The sequence below is a fragment of the Psychrobacillus sp. FSL K6-2836 genome, assembly GCF_038003085.1.
Classification (GTDB): Bacteria; Bacillota; Bacilli; order Bacillales_A; family Planococcaceae; genus Psychrobacillus.
Window position 1 is genome coordinate 1482100 of record NZ_JBBOOM010000001.1, and the last position, 17770, is coordinate 1499869.

At 39.2% G+C, this 17770-nt stretch carries 16 protein-coding genes and 1 riboswitch; of the genes, 5 read left to right on the plus strand and 11 right to left on the minus strand.

Features of this window, described 5'->3' with window-relative positions:
• Positions 1-7: 7 nt before the first annotated feature.
• The 8 genes from MKY37_RS06780 to MKY37_RS06815 form a co-directional block, all read right to left on the minus strand.
• Positions 8-538 carry a bifunctional adenosylcobinamide kinase/adenosylcobinamide-phosphate guanylyltransferase gene (locus MKY37_RS06780; protein WP_340775210.1) on the minus strand — a complete coding sequence of 177 codons (531 nt, stop codon included), beginning with the start codon at positions 536-538 and terminating at the stop codon, positions 8-10.
• Positions 511-1587, minus strand: a complete 1077-nt coding sequence (locus MKY37_RS06785) for a pyridoxal phosphate-dependent aminotransferase (protein ID WP_340775212.1) — start codon at positions 1585-1587, stop codon at positions 511-513. The genes MKY37_RS06780 and MKY37_RS06785 overlap by 28 nt, the downstream gene beginning before the upstream one ends.
• Positions 1574-2533 carry an adenosylcobinamide-phosphate synthase CbiB gene (gene cbiB, locus MKY37_RS06790; RefSeq protein WP_340779855.1) on the minus strand — a complete coding sequence of 320 codons (960 nt, stop codon included), beginning with the start codon at positions 2531-2533 and terminating at the stop codon, positions 1574-1576. Before cbiB ends, MKY37_RS06785 begins: the two co-directional genes overlap by 14 nt.
• 1 nt (position 2534) lies before the next feature.
• Positions 2535-4004, minus strand: a complete 1470-nt coding sequence (locus MKY37_RS06795) for an adenosylcobinamide amidohydrolase (RefSeq protein ID WP_340775214.1) — start codon at positions 4002-4004, stop codon at positions 2535-2537.
• A gap of 2 nt (positions 4005-4006) precedes the next feature.
• The gene (locus MKY37_RS06800; protein ID WP_445323061.1) at positions 4007-4990 is read right to left on the minus strand and encodes a FecCD family ABC transporter permease; all 984 of its coding nucleotides are present in this window, start codon (positions 4988-4990) and stop codon (positions 4007-4009) included.
• 4 nt (positions 4991-4994) lie between these two features.
• A complete protein-coding gene (locus tag MKY37_RS06805; protein ID WP_340775217.1) occupies positions 4995-5963 on the minus strand; it encodes an ABC transporter substrate-binding protein in 969 nt (322 codons plus the stop codon).
• A gap of 122 nt (positions 5964-6085) precedes the next feature.
• Positions 6086-6225, minus strand: a riboswitch (cobalamin riboswitch).
• A 568-nt stretch (positions 6226-6793) separates the two neighbouring features.
• Positions 6794-8461: an arginine--tRNA ligase gene (gene argS / locus MKY37_RS06810; RefSeq protein WP_340775220.1), complete on the minus strand. Its 1668-nt coding sequence runs from the start codon at positions 8459-8461 to the stop codon at positions 6794-6796.
• Positions 8462-8881: a DUF1934 domain-containing protein gene (locus MKY37_RS06815; protein ID WP_340775222.1), complete on the minus strand. Its 420-nt coding sequence runs from the start codon at positions 8879-8881 to the stop codon at positions 8462-8464.
• Positions 8882-9097: 216 nt separating this feature from the next.
• Here MKY37_RS06815 and MKY37_RS06820 point away from each other — a divergent pair, with 216 nt between their 5' ends.
• A complete protein-coding gene (locus MKY37_RS06820; RefSeq protein WP_340775224.1) occupies positions 9098-10180 on the plus strand; it encodes a diguanylate cyclase in 1083 nt (360 codons plus the stop codon).
• A 442-nt stretch (positions 10181-10622) separates the two neighbouring features.
• On the opposite strand, the gene speB is transcribed toward MKY37_RS06820, so the two are convergent.
• Positions 10623-11495, minus strand: coding sequence for an agmatinase (speB, locus tag MKY37_RS06825; RefSeq protein WP_340775227.1), 873 nt, complete (start codon positions 11493-11495; stop codon positions 10623-10625).
• Between the two features lie 4 nt (positions 11496-11499).
• Positions 11500-12333, minus strand: coding sequence for a spermidine synthase (speE, locus tag MKY37_RS06830; RefSeq protein ID WP_211893000.1), 834 nt, complete (start codon positions 12331-12333; stop codon positions 11500-11502).
• A 168-nt stretch (positions 12334-12501) separates the two neighbouring features.
• Here speE and MKY37_RS06835 point away from each other — a divergent pair, with 168 nt between their 5' ends.
• Entirely contained in the window at positions 12502-14568 is a 2067-nt protein-coding gene (locus MKY37_RS06835; RefSeq protein ID WP_340775233.1) for a transglycosylase domain-containing protein, read from the plus strand.
• 285 nt (positions 14569-14853) lie between these two features.
• Here the strand turns inward: MKY37_RS06835 and MKY37_RS06840 are convergent, their stop codons facing one another.
• Positions 14854-15369, minus strand: coding sequence for a YwhD family protein (locus tag MKY37_RS06840; RefSeq protein ID WP_340775237.1), 516 nt, complete (start codon positions 15367-15369; stop codon positions 14854-14856).
• Positions 15370-15435: 66 nt separating this feature from the next.
• On the opposite strand from MKY37_RS06840, the gene MKY37_RS06845 reads away from it, so the two are divergent.
• The 3 genes from MKY37_RS06845 (at position 15436) to MKY37_RS06855 (ending at position 17744) form a co-directional block, all read left to right on the plus strand.
• Positions 15436-15621 carry a 2-hydroxymuconate tautomerase gene (locus MKY37_RS06845; protein ID WP_340775239.1) on the plus strand — a complete coding sequence of 62 codons (186 nt, stop codon included), beginning with the start codon at positions 15436-15438 and terminating at the stop codon, positions 15619-15621.
• Positions 15622-16404: 783 nt separating this feature from the next.
• Positions 16405-16893, plus strand: coding sequence for a hypothetical protein (locus MKY37_RS06850; protein ID WP_340775242.1), 489 nt, complete (start codon positions 16405-16407; stop codon positions 16891-16893).
• The gene (locus MKY37_RS06855) at positions 16812-17744 is read left to right on the plus strand and encodes an IS3 family transposase (protein ID WP_340779856.1); all 933 of its coding nucleotides are present in this window, start codon (positions 16812-16814) and stop codon (positions 17742-17744) included. Before MKY37_RS06850 ends, MKY37_RS06855 begins: the two co-directional genes overlap by 82 nt.
• The last annotated feature ends 26 nt before the right edge of the window (positions 17745-17770 follow it).

Sequence of the window (17770 nt, forward strand, 5' to 3'; positions counted from 1 at the left end):
ATATCCCTCACTTCCATTGATGACTTAAGCCATATTCCATTTCGAAAGCATAATCTGCCTTAGCTACAAGCTTTTGGTGGATTCGCCCAATCCACGCTTGATACAAAGCTGTATACTCATAAGTTGATATAGATTCATCGAGCACTTCATTTGAAACAATGACGACTACTTTAACCTTTGCTAATAACTGGTCAATCGCCTCGTATAACTGCTGTTCTACTTTCTCCATTTGGCCTTCGTATAGTTCGTTGGCTAGCCAGGTGGTGACACAATCCCATAAGATACCGTCATCTTGTTGGATATGAGGAACAATTTGTTCAAAATGGCGTGGCTGCTCGATTGTCATCCATTCGACTTGGTATTTTTCACGGTCGTCCTGATGCCTTTTTATGCGTTCTTTCATTTCATTATCCACTGCAACGCCAGATGCGATATACACATTTCGTTTTGTCTGCTCGTCCATTAAATAATGTTCAGCAAAGCTACTTTTCCCACTGCGCACGCCACCCGTTATGAAGACAAGTTTTCCACGAACCATGTGGTCATCTCCTTTTGCAAATGCTCCATTTGGATACTTTCTTTCATTCCTACCCGAAACCATTTTCCGTCTAGCCCTTTGAAATTTTCGGTGTGTCTAAGTACACACCCTTTTGCTAATAAATACTCGAAAAATCCCTTTGAACGAGCAGGATCCGGCAATTGAAAACAAAGAAAGTTAGTCACAGATGGTAATACAATACAGTTCCATTTTTCTAGAAACGTCGTCATTTGTTCACGCATTTCGTTTGCGAATTCAATTGCTTGTATTCGGTAATCTTCCTCTAGCAAACACTCTGCTCCAATTGTCGTGGCGATTGCATTACTATTCCAATGCGGCATTCTAGAACGCATGTCGTTTATGATGGATTCACTAGCCAGCGCGTACCCAAGTCGAATACCTGGGATTGCATACATTTTCGTCATCGAGCGTACGACAATAACGTTTGGAAAATCCTTTAAATATGGGATGAATGATTCTTTCTCATCTATAAAATCGAGAAAGGCTTCGTCTAAAATGACTTCACATTTATACCGATTCGCATATTTTGCTATTTGAATAATTTCTTCTAGTGGTATTAAATACCCGGTTGGATTATTTGGTCTGCATATATAAATCACTTCCGCAAACTCTACTTCATCGAGTACTTCGTCCAAAGGAAGTTTCCCAGTTGCAATTATTTCTTTAATGTACACATTGTAAGGCGCAAGAGTTGCCTCATATTCTGAAAAAGTTGGATGAATTAATACCGCACGTTTATTTTCATATCGTTTTGCAAGGCTTGCGAATATTTCCGCCGCCCCATTACCAACGCTCACATTTTCAAATGAGACATTGTGATACTTTGCCGCTGCTGATAAAAATGGTTCTCCGAGTGGATCTGGATATTTTGTTATTAACTGTGCATAAGTGGACCATCTTTCATACACAAATGCTGGTGGTCCTAACGGGTTCACATTTTCACTATAGTCAATAACCATTTTAGGCATTTCTATTCCAAGTCGTTCATATACGTGATGAGCATTTGCTCCGTGATTAGGTAATGCCAAACAAAATCCCCCCTATGACCATCATCCACAGCCAAAACAAAACTACAGCCGTATTCAAATGAGAGATGGTGCTTAATATATGGTTTGGCGATAATGGAGCCTCTCCTATTCCCATGAGTGCACGATTAGAAACGACTCCTTTATATGTATTGATACCGCCAAGTTGAATGCCTAACTGATATGCGGTTGCAGCTTCCAAATAGCCGCTATTTGGACTTGGATGTTTTTTCGCATCCTGCCACCAACCTTTCATCCGTTTGCTAAAAGGCAAACCGCTTTCTTTTTTGCCCCAGAGCATGATGAGATAGCCAGTCAAACGACTTGGTATATAGTTCGCAATGTCATCCAGCTTTGCAGCCGCGTAGCCAAAGTCTTCGTATTTTTCATTTTTATAACCGACCATTGAATCGAGCGTATTTATAGCTTTATATGCCCAAAGTCCAGGCGCACCGGCAAACACAAATGCATAAAAAAGAGGGGCTGTTATACCATCACTAATATTTTCCGATACTGTTTCCACAACCCCGCGCGTAATCTCTTTTTCATCTAATTTGTCTGTATCGCGACCGACAATCCAGGAAAGCTTTTGTCTTGCGGACGGTAAATCTTTTGCTACTAACGGTTTATATACATCTAATGCTGCCTCTTTTAAACTTTTCTGAGCAAGCCCTGATGCAATTAGTATACTTTCCACTGCAATTCCAACCCATATATGAATGGAGTATGAACCTATTAATATAGCTAGTGTGACGGAGAATGTTATCCCAACGACTACAAAAACGAGTAAAAAACCTTTTGCTTTACGCACTTTTCCTTTATTCAACCATGTTGTCAGCTTTGAAATTAGTGTACCGATAAATCTAACTGGATGAGGCCAGTTTGGCGGATCACCAATTATTCGGTCCAGTATTAAGCCTATTGCTATTGCAATTATATGTGGACCCATTCTATTCCCAGCCTTTTGCTTTTTTATAGACTTGAATAGCTTCCACTGTACATTCATACACACCAAATCCGATTTTTTTGCCTATTTCCGTAATTGGGCCTGCATACGGAATATGTGTACCTTTTTGCGTCGCCGCTATTAGTACGCTATCGGTTGATGTACCAGTAGCAATAGTCCCCGTACGAGGATCCTTAACTTGTTCAAATGCAAGTGCTTTTGTTTTTGCCTCAGTTGCTGTAATGACCGATTGAATAAAAGCTTCATCGGATAGCTCTCCATTTACAATTATCCAAGTATTAATAGTCCCAATTGCAGGAAGCATTTCTACTTCATGTGCTCTGGAGACGTCCACAGCGTTCCCTACTCCCGCTGTTACCATAATGACAATACTTCCAAAAGGTGTGTCATACTCTTTAATGACAGCATCCGTTGTGTTTACCGCGGTCATCATCCCTACTGTATCTGCTTCTGAAAATCCCTGTTTTGCCAAATATTCAAGCATTTCTTTCTGTACATTATCACAAGCATAGTTGGCATCTACCCTTCTATTGACGAAGTTTTTATACCATCCACTTCCTGCGTTAATTACTGCTGATGACCATGTTTTGAGTTGCGTTTGGGCTTGAAAGATAACTAATTCACCAGTAACCTGAAAATTATCTACTGTCAGTAGTTTTTCATCCAGCTTTTCATTTACATCTGGAAGAATCGTAATTTGAGGCTTTGGTCGTTCCGGGTGTGGATTTGTGCTAATACGAGCTTGATACACCGTTTCAATTTGATCTTTCTTCACTACTTCATGCGGTGCCCCTATTACTTTTACCTCTCCTTGATCCATTAATAGCAGACGATCACAATATAAAGAAGCGAGATTAATATCATGAAATACGCTAATAATAGTAATTCCTTTTTCAATGGCCTGTGTTTTAATCGTATCAAGCAATTGTTTTTGATGTGCAATGTCTAGATGATTAGTTGGTTCATCCAGCAGTAAGATAGGTGCTTGTTGGGCAAGTGCTTGGGCAACAAATACGCGTTGTTGCTCACCACCAGATAATAGATCCAGCATTTGATACTCATATCTTTCCATTGCTGTTAGTTTCATCGCTTCGATAACCGCCGTTTCATCTTCATCTGACCAAGAGGAAAACAACCCACTTTGATGGGGGTAGCGACCAAGTGCGATCGTATCTCTCACAGAATGTGAAAAGGCATGACTATGTAATTGTGGTAGAACTGCCATTTTTTTCGCAAGTTCTTTGGAGGCATACGATTTTAACGACTTCCCATCAATGAGGACTTCCCCTGACTCCATATGTAATATTCCACTTATTACCTTTAGTAATGTGGATTTCCCGCTCCCATTTGGACCAAGAATTCCAAGCATTTCTCCTTTTCCAACTTCAAAGGAGACGTTTTTAACGATTATTTTGCGATCATACCCACCCGATACATTTTCTACCTGTAACATAGTTAAATGCCTCCTTTTTTTCGTTGTCTAAAGAAAATAAACGCAAAGACTGGTGCCCCGATAAATGCCGTAATAACACCAATTGGCAGCTCTGTTGGTGAAATAATCGTTCGAGATACTAAGTCACAAATGATTAATAAAGCTGCACCATTTATGAAGCTTAGCGGCAACACATGTCGGTTATCTGAACCAAATAACAGCCTTGTCATATGCGGAACGACAAGTCCTACAAATCCAATCGTTCCAGATACTGCAACTGCCGTTCCCGTCAGCATGGAACCACCGATTAAAATCATCATTTTTCGCTGTTTCACATTGACTCCTAAATGCTTTGCTCGCTCTTCTCCAAATAGCATCGCATTTAACTCTCTTCTATTTAACCACAATAAAAAGGTACCAATAACTACAAACGGTAAAGCCATTTGCACGAAGCTCCAGCCCCGCATCGACACACTTCCGAGGAGCCAGCCGATGATTTGCCTCAATTCTTCTCCCGTCAGTGCAATCATCAATGAAATTACAGAACCTAAAAAAGAGCTAAAAATAATACCAGTTAAAATAATTGTTTCCATTTTCATCGCACGATCGACTAGCTTTGCAAAAGTAATAACGAGTAGCATTGTAACTAGAGCACCAATCATACTGAAAACAGGTAACGTGTATATACCTAAAAATGGTACCGAAATACCGAAAAAGAGCGTAGCCACGGCACCTACTGAGGCACCGGACGACACTCCTAACGTATAAGGATCGGCAAGCGGATTTTTTAATAACCCTTGAAATGCAGCACCTGCAATGGCTAGTGATGCACCAACTAGCCCTGCAAGTACAACACGTGGCATGCGAATTTTCCAAACGATATTGGTCGCAATTGCATCTGCTCCCGTATCCCATAATGTGCTGATCGGTACCTTTACGGATCCGACCGATACACCTAGCCAAATTGCTACTAAAAGTGCAACTATGGACAAGATGTAGCCGATCAAGGCTTTACTCACTAAAAGCCTCTGGATAAATTGCTTTCGCTACTTCTTCTAACCCTTCCGCAAGACGCGGACCTGTACGACTTGTTAGGTTTTCATCTACTTGTACAACTTCATTGTTTTTCACAGCCGTAATAGAATCGAAACCATCACGAGCTTTCACGCTATCTACAATTCCTTCGACATAGCTATACATCACTATAATTACTTCTGGATTACGGTTAACAATTTCTTCTGGCTCCATTATGAACCAGCCTTCTTGATCCGCTGCAATATTTTCAGCATTCACCATATCTAAAATTTCTTGCATGAATGTCCCTTTACCAGGTGTATAAATTTGCGGAACATCTGAAGTTTCAACGAATACCGTTTTCTTTGTTTCTACGTTTGCAACTTTTTCTTTAACTTCTTCTACTTTTGCTTTCATATCTTCTACAATTTTTTGTGCTTCTTCAAATTTACCAGTAGCACGACCAATTTGCTCAATTGTTGTATATGTTTCATTGAAGTCCACTGCATTTTTCACTACGAAAACTTTCACACCGGCATCGCGAATTTGTTGTAATCCAGCTTCACCCATACCTAGGGCAGACTCATGCGCAAATACGATATCCGGATTCATCGCTACGATTTTTTCTACATTGAATTCCATACCACCGATTTTCTCTTTTTCAAGTGCTTCTTCTGGATAGTTATCATAATCATTAACACCAACGATTTCTTCATTTAAATCAAGTGCAAATAAGATTTCCGTATTACTTGGTTGCATAGAAACGATTGTTTTCGGCGCTTCTTCCAATGTAATTTCTTCGCCAACCGCATCCGTCATCGTTATTGGGAAAGTTGTTTCATCAACAACTACTTCTGTTTGCGAGTTATCGTTATTATTCTCAGGTTTTACTTCTTCTTGTCCACATCCTACTAGTAATAATACTGCTAATGCGGATGTCATCCATAACTGCCATAATTTCTTCATTTAACATTCCTCCTAATTGAAGCAATAAAAAATCTCCCATCCTTTTGATGAGAGATAGATAGGTATAAATCCGCACGAAATCACTAAGAGCCGATCTACACCAAACCTATCCTCGTAGGTAAAGGGCGTCAAGCATAAAGGCAGGTTTTCTGACTCGTGATGGTTGCATCACTTACAGTGGCGGGACCGCGCTGGACTTTAACCAGCTTCCCTTTTAACTCTAGTAATCCGTAACTAGAGCACCTCTATGCATTCAATTATTCATATCGCTTTGCATTCATTATACCTTATTTTTTAATACTGTCGACTTCGTTTTGATGATGGAGTTGTCTGACCTTTGAGTTGGGGGGGATGGGCTCTCTCGTATATGTGGCTTTCTCTCTCGTATATGACGGGATCATTCTCGCATAGCACAGATTCTCTCTCGTATAGCCGGCAATCACTCTCGCATAGCGTTTATTCCCTCTCGTATAGCCGGATCATTCTTGCATATCGCAGATTCTCTCTCGTTTAGCCGGCAATCACTCTCGCATAGCGCAGATTCTCTCTCGTATAGCTGGATCATTCTCGTATAGCACAGATTCTCTCTCGTATATGGCGGGATCACTCTCGCATAGCGTTTATTCTCTCTCGTATAGATAGGAATTTCTCTCTAAGGTTCTCTCTATTTTTTTTACTTACTGTTACTGGAGCTTTACTAAAGTTCTAGTTAGAAATACTTGCGGGCGTACTAGGCTTACTTGCTCTTGAGCGGCACTTACTCGCGTTGTGGATAATAATTCCAAATAAATAACATAAGAAAACCCTCAACCAAGGTCGAGGGTTTTGATTTACATTTGTTCTGGAGCAGAAACACCGAGCAGGCGTAATGCATTCGCGATTGTTTGGCGCGCTGCTGTTACAAGTGCAAGACGAGCTTCAGATTGCGTCACATTATCGGCATTTAATACTTTATCCGCATTATAGAAGCTATGGAATGTCGTAGCTAATTCTTGGATATAAATTGCAATTCGGTGAGGTGCACGAAGTTTTGCAGCATCTGCAACTATTTGTGGGAAGTCACCAACTTTTTTCAATAGATCTAATTCTTTTTCACTTTGTAATAATTCAAGTGAGTCTGTCGATACTTTCATTCCTTGCGTTTCAGCAGATCGTAAAATCGAACAAATACGTGCATGTGCATATTGTGCATAGAACACTGGGTTTTCATTGGATTGAGAAACAGCTAAATCTAGATCGAAGTCCATATGTGAGTCACCGGAACGCATACCGAAGAAATAACGTACTGCATCTAGCCCTACTTCTTCCACAAGCTCACGCATTGTAACAGCTTTCCCTGTACGTTTACTCATTTTCATTTTTTCGCCGTCTTTATATAATTGAACCATTTGAATAACAGATACTTCTAGTTTTTCTCGCTCATATCCAAGTGCTTCAATTGCCGCTTTCATACGCGGGATATAGCCATGGTGGTCTGCTCCCCAAATATTGATGAGTTGATCGAATCCACGAACGAGTTTATCTTCATGGTATGCGATGTCTGGCAATAAATACGTGAAAGAGTCATCACTTTTGATAAGCACGCGGTCCTTGTCATCACCAAATGTAGTAGAACGGAACCAAGTAGCTCCTTCTTCTTCAAAAATATGACCATTTGCGCGTAATTTATCTAAAGCAATTTCGATTTTGCCGTTCTCATATAATGAGCTTTCTGAGAACCAGTTATCAAATCCAACACGGAAATCAGTTAAGTCTTGTTGTAATTTAGCAAGCTCTACTTTTAATCCGTGCGCACGGAATGTTTTATAACGTTCTTCATCCGACATGGATACGAATTTGTCGCCATGCTCTGTAACAAGAGCTGCAGCAATGTCGATAATATCTTGCCCATGGTAGCCACCTTCTGGCATTTCTTTGTCTAAACCTAATGCTTGGAAGTAACGGGCTTCAATCGAAATAGCTAAGTTATGAATTTGGTTTCCGGCGTCATTAATATAATATTCACGTGCAACGTCAAATCCAGCAAAGTCAAGCACATTACATAGAGAATCCCCTACTGATGCGCCGCGTGCATGACCTAGATGTAAGTCACCGGTTGGATTTGCAGATACGAATTCCACTTGAATTTTTTCTCCTGCACCTGAAGTCGAACGACCGTAGTTTTCTTTTTCTGCTAAAGCAGCCTTAACTACATCCTGTAAGTAATCTTTACGAACCGTAATATTCATAAATCCAGGACCTGCGATATCAATTTTTTCCATCATTGTTCCTGACATATCAAGGTTTTCTACGATTGCTTCAGCCACTTGACGAGGATTCTTTTTCGCAAGCTTTGTTAGCTGCATTGCAATATTTGTTGCATAATCCCCATTTGCTTTGTCTCTTGGAGTTTCAAGCTGAATAGCAGGAATTTGCTCTTCTGTCACAAGTTCTGCTTTCATTATTGCTTGTTGTAATGCGTCTTTAATGGATTGTTGTACCTTTTCTACTGCGTTCATTTACTCCGCCTCCGTATAAATTAGTTCTAATGTATATGTACCAGCAACTTCTTCATTTATGATTAGCTCATATTCAACTTGAAAATGACCTTCTTCAAAATACAGATGCTTTGTATTAGTTGTAATCATTAATATGCCATATGGTGTGTCATAGCTTCCTGTTTGAAGCTCTCCGCGTTCAAACGGCAGACGCATTTTGACTCCACCACTTCGTAGTATCAAGGCGGTCTGTCCACCTAACTTCACAGTTGATCGCGTATTTTTTTCATCTTGCATTTCTTCGTAAACTAAATAATATTGTTTACCTTTAAGTGTTAAAGTGCCTTTTGTTTCTATATTGATTGTTTCTTCTTGCACATTTGGATGACGAATCGTAGAAACTAGTCGTATATTTACTGTCTTTTGTAATGGAGTAGACATGCCTATCATCCTTTGTAGAAGTTTTATTTATGATTTCCTAAAAGCGATTATTGACCGCAACAGGAAGACCATTCACAATATCCATATATTTTTTACTATAACCTTCATATTATATCTTAAATTTAACGTATATGACAACTAATCACTCAAATAGTCATACACTATTCATGCCCAAAAGGTTATAATAGACCAAGATAATTTAAGAAGGTGACCATATTGCTTATTGACTTTATTATTAACTTTTGTATTTTGTTTACTTTTGCGATTCTTACCTATATTCCATTTCAAAATAAATTAAATGTTTATATACCATCTTATAATTACTCCCGATTTATACTTGGGATATTAAGCGGATTTACTGGTTGTCTATTAATGTTAACCTCTGTTAGCATTTCTGATTTTTTTATTGTGGATGGGAGAATGGCGGTTATTGCATTATCTGGTGTCTTAGGAGGACCCTTTGCACCTATTATAAGCGGAACAATAATCGGGGTATTCCGCCTATTCATGTACGGATATTCCACGAATGCACTGATCGCTGGTAGCAGCACTATCGTAATAGGTCTAGTTATCGGTCTTTGGAGTTGGAAGAAAACGATGACCTTTCAAAACGTCCCTTACTTTTTTGGATATTCCATCCTGCAAACTTCTATTGTTTTAGGTTTCTTAGGCAATTGGAAATTTGAAACGTGGTTGGCCATTATAAGCTTTATTGTATTTTCAGTCTTGTCGTTTTCCATTATTTTGGTCATTCTTAAACTGCTTAGCTCTCTTTTTGAAAAGATAAAGCATATTGAAGAGATGTCTGTAACAGACTATCTCACCGGCTTGAACAATAACCGAAAATTTCAAGAATGTACTCAAAAGCTTATAGAAAATAATGAAGTATTTTCACTTTTATTGTTGGATATCGACTATTTCAAAAAAGTAAATGATACATACGGACACCCTGTTGGTGACGAAGTCTTGAAAGAATTAGCACTTCGTATAAAAGATACTAGTAATCCTTTTGGAGGTATTGTTTCTAGAAATGGAGGCGAAGAGTTTTCCGTGCTACTTCCAAATACTACAGCGAAAAAGAGTTTAGAAATTTCCGATCTTATTAGACAAGCAATAAAAAAGAATGTGTTCCAAATCTCATCAAACGAAAAACTGGATATCACTATATCTGGCGGCATTAGTACTTTCCCACAAAATGCAGTTACAGTTCACGAATTATATAAACTTGCAGATGAGGCACTTTACTTGGCTAAAACTTCAGGGAGAAATAAAGTAGTGCATATCAATCAAGATAAATAGTGTGAGTTTAACTTCGAGCGAATAAATCTCTTATTGAAAACGCAAATACATTGTTCACTGCGATGAACAGTATGCTTGCGTTTTTATTTTAATAAATACTACACCTGAACCTTCAAGAATAGATGCTAGTCTAGATGAAGTATGGCTAAGCCAGTAAATATTAATGGTATAATCTACCACTTCGCAAGTAAATCTCCCCTCAGAGCAAGTATTTGATGAAAGCAAGCAAGTAACTCATTGTATATAGCAAGTAAATTCCCCATGAATGCAAGTAAATGACTTATGAGCGCAAGTAATTACGGATTTCCTCTTCCTACTCGAATATGCTTTTGCCCCATCCACGTGCCTCTGTGAAAGAAAGACATTCATAGTGCGAAACCATGCCTATTATTTATTCAAAATAAAAAACGTGATGCCTTTATGACATCACGTTTATTAATAATTATTTAACCCAGCCTAAGATCATTTCTCTTAAAAGCTTCGAAGCAGTGTTTACTGTCTGTTCCGAGGGATCATAATTTGGTGCTACTTCTACTAAATCAAACCCAACTACGTTTACTCCGGAGTTTGCGATTGCGTGGATGGAGGCTAGTAGCTCGCGGCTTGTTATTCCTCCGCAGTCTACTGTCCCTGTTCCAGGTGCGTGTGCTGGGTCGAGTACGTCGATGTCGATTGTTACATAGACTGGACGTCCTTCTAGTGTTGGAAGGACTTTTTTCAAAGGCTCCAATACTTCGAATTTATGAATTTGCATGCCGTTTTCTTTTGCCCAGTCGAACTCTTCTTTCATGCCAGAACGGATTCCGAATGAGTAGACGTTTTTAGGACCGATGTACTCGGCGATTTTACGGATTGGTGTGGAGTGAGAAAGTGGCTCTCCTTCGTACTCCTCACGTAAATCTGTATGCGCATCCATATGAATAATTGCAAGATTGTCATAGTTGTCCGCGACCGTTTTCATGACAGGCCATGACACTAAGTGTTCGCCACCCATGCCTACTGGTATTTTCCCGCTTAGCAATAATTGACGAATAAAATCTGCGATTAAGTCTAAGCTTTTCTCTGCATTACCAAAAGGTAGTGGAATATCCCCCGCATCGAAATAGTTCACGTCGTCTAACTCGCGATCAAGATAGGGACTATATTCCTCTAAGCCGATAGACGCTTCACGAATACGCCCAGGGCCAAAGCGTGAACCTGGACGATAGCTTACCGTCCAGTCCATTGGCATACCGTAAATGACTGCCTGTGCTTCTTCATAATTTTGCTTACTTTTTATAAATACATTTCCTGAGTAATCTTCACTAAATCGCATAGACTTACTCTCCTGCAAGATCTTTCACAAATTTTGGTAACACAAATGCCGCTTTGTGAAGCTCTTTTGTATAATACTTTGTTTCGATATCAAAGAATTGCTCATCTGGAACTTGTAATGGATCATACTTTTTAGATCCAATTGTAAAGCACCATAGTCCGCTTGGATATGTTGGAATGTTCGCCAAATACATATTTGTAATTGGGAAAATTTCCTTCACGTCTTTTTGCACCTGGCGGATTAAATCTGCCTTAAACCATGGGTTGTCCGATTGCGCAACGAATAGACCATCTTCTTTTAATGCTTTAGAAATTCCAGCATAAAAGCCTTTTGTAAAAAGGTTTACTGCAGGCCCTACTGGCTCTGTAGAATCTACCATGATTACATCATATTCATTTTCAGATTCTGCGATATGCATGAAACCATCACCTACTTGTACATCTACGCGTGGGTTTTCTAATTCGCAAGCAATTTCTGGTAAGTATACTTTTGAGTACTCAATTACTTTTCCATCTATATCAACAAGTGTTGCTTTCTTCACTTTTGGATGTTTCATAATTTCACGGATTACTCCACCGTCTCCACCACCAACAACTAACACATTTTCAGGGTTCGGATGTGTGAATAAAGGAACATGAGCCACCATTTCATGGTATACAAATTCATCTCTTTGTGAGGTCATTACCATGCCATCTAAAAAGAGCATATTTCCCCATTCTTCTGTTTCTGCCATTTCTAGCAATTGAAAATCTGTTTGCTCGGTATGAAGAGTGCGTTTCACCTTCATTGTGATGCCAAAATTCTCGGTTTGCTTCTCTGTAAACCAAAATCCAGCCATTTATCTATCTCCGTTTCTATAATGGGTTTTAGTATTTATTTTAAAAAATAAATACATTGAAAGTATAGTGCTTTTTGACAAAAGTGCAATAGTTTTTTGTTTTTCCGTTTAATTTGAATCTATTGTTCTCATACTAATGAAAACATCAATTTGAACGGAGTTGATATCATGGGGCGTATTCAACATAGAAAAAAAGTCATACGAACGAAACGATGGAAAAGGCTGTTACTTTTTAGTATTGCCGCTTGCTGTGCATTTATCAGCGCATTTATAACGCTCCGAATATACGCTCAAATCGTTGGTGCCCCTATGATTCAAGTGCCAATTTCTTCTGTCTTTTTAGATAGTCAAGGAAACGTTATTGGTGATCGCTTTAAGGAGCAGCGCAGATACTGGATTTCATTGGAAGAGATGTCCCCTTTTTTACCGCAAGCTACTGTAGCAGTGGAGGACCAAGAGTTTTATGAGCATCACGGGTTTGATTATTCTCGAATTGCTTCTGCTATTTTAAAGGATATAAAAGCCGGTAAAAAAGTGGAGGGTGCCAGCACAATTACGCAGCAATACGCTCGAAATTTGTTTCTAACGCATGAAAAGTCCTGGACTCGAAAGATAAATGAAGCACTGTATGCGTACCGACTAGAAATTTTCTACGATAAGGATGAATTGTTAGAAGGATATTTGAATACGGTGTACTTTGGCCATGGTATGTATGGGGTTGAGGCAGCAAGTAGATTCTATTTCGGAAAGAGTGCCAAGTCTTTAACTCTAGCGGAATCCGCGTTATTAGTCGGGATTCCGAAAGGTCCTACCTACTATTCACCTTTAGTAAATGAAGAAAAAGCAGTCACTCGCCAACAGCTAATCTTAACATTGATGGAAAACCAGCAAAAGATAACTTCTGACCAAAAGGAACGAGCATTTAACGAAAATTTCGTATTAAAAGCGGAAGACTCTTTAATTAAACAGAAAACAGCCCCGTACTTTTTAGAGGAAGTGTGGAAAGAGGCTACAGAAATTACCTTGGAAAAAGGTCGGCGTATTGAAGAAGGCGGCTGGACGATTGAAACTACGTTAAATAGGCAGCATCAACAAGTTGCAGAAGAAATGATTGAAAAGTGGATGCCAGACGGCGAATTACAAATAGGGTTCGTAAGTATGGAACCAGATTCCGGTTATGTAACGGCAATGGTCGGTGGACGAAATTTCGCAGAAAGTCCATTTAATCGTGTTACGCAAGCTAAAAGGCAGCCTGGTTCTACGATAAAAGCGTTATTATTTGCAGCAGCTTTAGAAAATGGATTCTCCCCACTTACTTATATGAAAAGTGAGCGTACTATTTTCACCTATGATAACGGTCGCCAGGAATATGAACCGAAAAATGTGAACGGAGAGTTTGCAGGTCACCCTATTTCATTGGCACAGGCACTTGCTATTTCCGATAATATTTATGCAGTTAAAACGTTGGAACAAATTGGGTATAAGCCTTTTCAACAATTAGCAGAAAGATTCGATTTGGATATGAATGTTAAGGACACTCCCGCTACAGCGCTTGGTACAACGGAAGTTTCCCTTTTAGAAATGACAAAAGTTTATAACACCATATCTGCTGGAGGCATCCAGAAAAAACCTACGTACATTACTAAAATTACCGATAATAGTGGTAAAGTCATTTATGATATAGAGAAAAACGATGTAAAAGGTAAAAAGGTATTAACCGAACAAGACTCGTTTATTTTATCGCATTTACTGACAGGCATGTTCGACCCAGTTTTTAACGATTACTCTCCAGCTACAGGAATTAGTATTCGAGCTAAACAAACAAGACCCTATGCTGCGAAATCTGGAACTACAAACACCGATCAATATTTGATAGGCTACTCCCCTCAGTTAACAGCAGCTGTATGGAATGGGTATGATCAAGGTAAACAAGTGAGTGATGCAGAGGCAAGGCAAGTAACAAAACAAGTATGGATTGAATTTATGGAAGCTGTTCATCAAGGACTCCCGGTAGAGCCTTTTATAGCTCCGGATGGAGTGCAGGGCGTTATAGTCGATATAGAAACGGGCGGGATCGCTACATCAGCCTGTACAAAACAGCGACTAGTCTACTTGAAGAAAAAAGATGTCCCAACTAAGCTTTGCACCGATCCCAAATTGAAGCAGCAAACCTTTGAGGATAATTCGGAAGAATCTCCCCCTTGGTCTATCTTCCCTTTTAATTTATTCGAATAAGGGGGGAATCGGTTGATTCCTCCAACTATTCGATTGATCCGTTACAATAAGAAACCATAATAAAAAGCTTTCTACTACCTATTTTAGGTAATAGAAAGCTTTTTCTTAGCTTGGCTTTCTGTAAAAAGACTGAGTTGATTGGATTGGGTTGTCCATTCGCACAAACAATTTACTTACTTGAGTCCACTAAGTGTCCTAGCATTACTTGGAAGTAAGCTTTAACTAAATTGTACTGTCTTTTTACTTTTAATTCAACCACCTAAACAGACTATTTGAATAGTTTGCTCAAACAGATAAGTCTTTGTGTAGCTTTTCTTCGCTTCTATCCCACATTTCTTTGTTATGGGACTGTAAAAATTCACGTAAAATATTTTTGGAGCGGTCATCCATAAAATCGACCAAGATTTGACGTTTCATTGATTTGTCCATACGATTTACATGATCAGCTAAGTTTTTATAGCCACGACGTTTTTCACGGTTAATAACCATTTCACAGGCACTAACTCCAGCAAAATAAGGTCCTTCTGGATTATAATCTATCGTTACCCAAACAAGCCAATATGGTTTTCCTCCTGCTGAGTCTTCTCGATTCATCGTAAATTTAATGCCCCGCTCAGTGTCACTTCTCGCATGCATCGCTCCAATTTCGACTCTTGCAATGTCTTCCTCTATATCAATAATGACTGGAGATACATTCTCTAAAGAAAGAGAACCTATACCGAACCCCTTATGTCCATCGGTCGGATCATTTTTTATAATCGTGAAGCCAATTTTTTGTTTTGGTTTTTCTTCGTTAGTCATTCGACAGTTCCCTCCGTTCTGTTATGATACTAGTATACAGAAAATTTCACTAAAGGAGGAAATGAAATGCCATATGTAACAGTAAAAATGCTTGAAGGACGTAATGACGAGCAAAAAAGAGCACTTGTAGAGAAGGTTACTGCAGCAGTTGTGGAAACAGTAAATGCTCCGGCTGAGAATGTTGTTGTATTTATAGAAGAAATGCCGAAGAATCATTATGGAACCGCTGGTAAATTGTTTAGCGATAGATAAGAAGATTGGAAACGAGCCTTTTTTGAAGGGTTCGTTTTTTTATGCCATTCGGAAGGTTACTTGCTCTCTCCTCCTGCCGTATACTTGCGCTCAATTGTGATTTACTTGGTCTCTTTATTAGTTGCTTGTGCTACTTCTCAGTATACTTGCTCTTAAGTAACTTTTACTTGCGGAAAGGATAATTTTTACATAAGAAAAACTGGGCAAAAAAACGCCCGGTCCTTTAAGTTCAATACCTGTTTCTAACGTTTTCGAAGTGCTTTGGACAGACGTTTTGCTATATGATTACCGAGTGAATTTTTAGTGATATTGGTTGTGACATCCGTCACAACCAATATCACTTTTTTTCGGTAATCTTATGGCGTTTGCCTGTCCGACGCCCTCCTACAACGCTAAGAAACAGATTAGTGCATTTTTGGATAACTAGAGATAAGATACTTTCCTATTCATAGAGGAAGCTCACGAAGATGCAATTTCGTGAGCTACTTCGCTTCTTTATGAGGCAAATACTTACTACTTCTCTTTATTTCCACTGGTAAAAAGAAAGTCTGATTCCTTCATCCATCATGAAATAATAGCATTTCTAATTCAACAGTGATTACAAATGGTTTTTCCCTACATTAACTTGGACTAATCTTATTATCTAAGCGATATGCTTTGCCAAATTTAATAATGGGGACTACTCACATAGTTGATTGTAGTGCAAGGTGGCGACTCCAGTGGGAAAAGTGAGGTGCACCCAAAATGTTGAACTTTTCTTACTCAACATGGGAGGTGTAGGTTATGGACGAACGAAAGAAAAAAGCAATTCAATCTTTCTTTGAAGAAGGTCAATCCCAACGTTCAATTGCCCGCGAGTTGGGTCTTGATCGAACGGTCATTTGTGGTTGGATTGAAGTCTATCGCTATCACGGATTGGAGGGGCTGATGGCTCCTGCTTGTTTAACGTATGATAAAACCTTTAAACTAAGGGTAATACAACACATGATAGAGACGGTCGAACCATTTTCAGTTGTGGCAGGGCGCTTTCGAATCCCTAGTCGGGCAACGATTTGGAAATGGATGCATCAATACATGTCTACAGAAGATTGGGCGCTCTATCAATTAAAAAGGGAGCGTCGGGATATGAAAAAAAAGCAGCCAAATCGTGTGATAACAGATCTTGAAAAACTACAAGAAGAGAATGAATTATTGCGTGCAGAGAACGCTTATTTAAAAAAGTTACAAGCCTTAGTTCAGGAAAAACAACAGATAAAACCAAAGAAAAAGTAAGAGCTGTTTATGAGCTAAGGCATGAATTTTCATTGAAAATTTTATGGACTGTCTCCAAACTGAACAAAAGTACTTATTACTATCATGTTCATACTTTTGAAAAAGTAGATAAGTATGAAGAAGTAAAAGAGGCGATTCAACGCATTTTTCACCAGCATAAAGGGTTGTATGGCTATCGTCGTATTACGTTAATATTACGTCGAGAGGGCTTTCCAATTAACCACAAAACGGTTTATCGTCTGATGCAAGAACTAAATTTAAAGGGCTTCCAAAAAGCAAAAAAATATCGTTCCTATAAAGGCGATGTCGGGCTTGTGGCAGAGAATGAAGTGAATCGCCAATTTGAAGCAAAGGCCCCAAACACCCTTTGGTTGACGGATGTCACCGAGTTCAAAGTACAAGGGGTAAAGCTCTATCTATCCGCCTTTTTAGATGTGTTTAATCGGGAGATTGTCGGGTACTCCGTTACACAAAACCCGAATTTCCATTTAGTTCAAGACTCGTTTGAAAAAGCTGTGAGTCAGGCAAAACTATCGCCAACTAGTCAGGCTATCATTCACTCTGATCAAGGCTGGCTCTATCAAATCCCGCGCTTTAAGAAACTGGTGGGACAATATGAGATGAAACAAAGTATGTCGCGAAAAGGAAACTGCTTGGATAATGCACTAATGGAAGGTTTCTTCGGCATCTTAAAAAATGAATGTATTTATCGCGAAACGTTTGATTCGGTAAAAGACGCCGTTCAAAAAATAGAGGCTTTTATTCAGTACTATAATCACCATCGAATTAAACAAAAACTCAATGGCATGAGTCCCACTGAGTTTCGTTTAGCTTATGAAAAAGCAGCATAAATCGGGTACAACTTTTTGGGTTCATG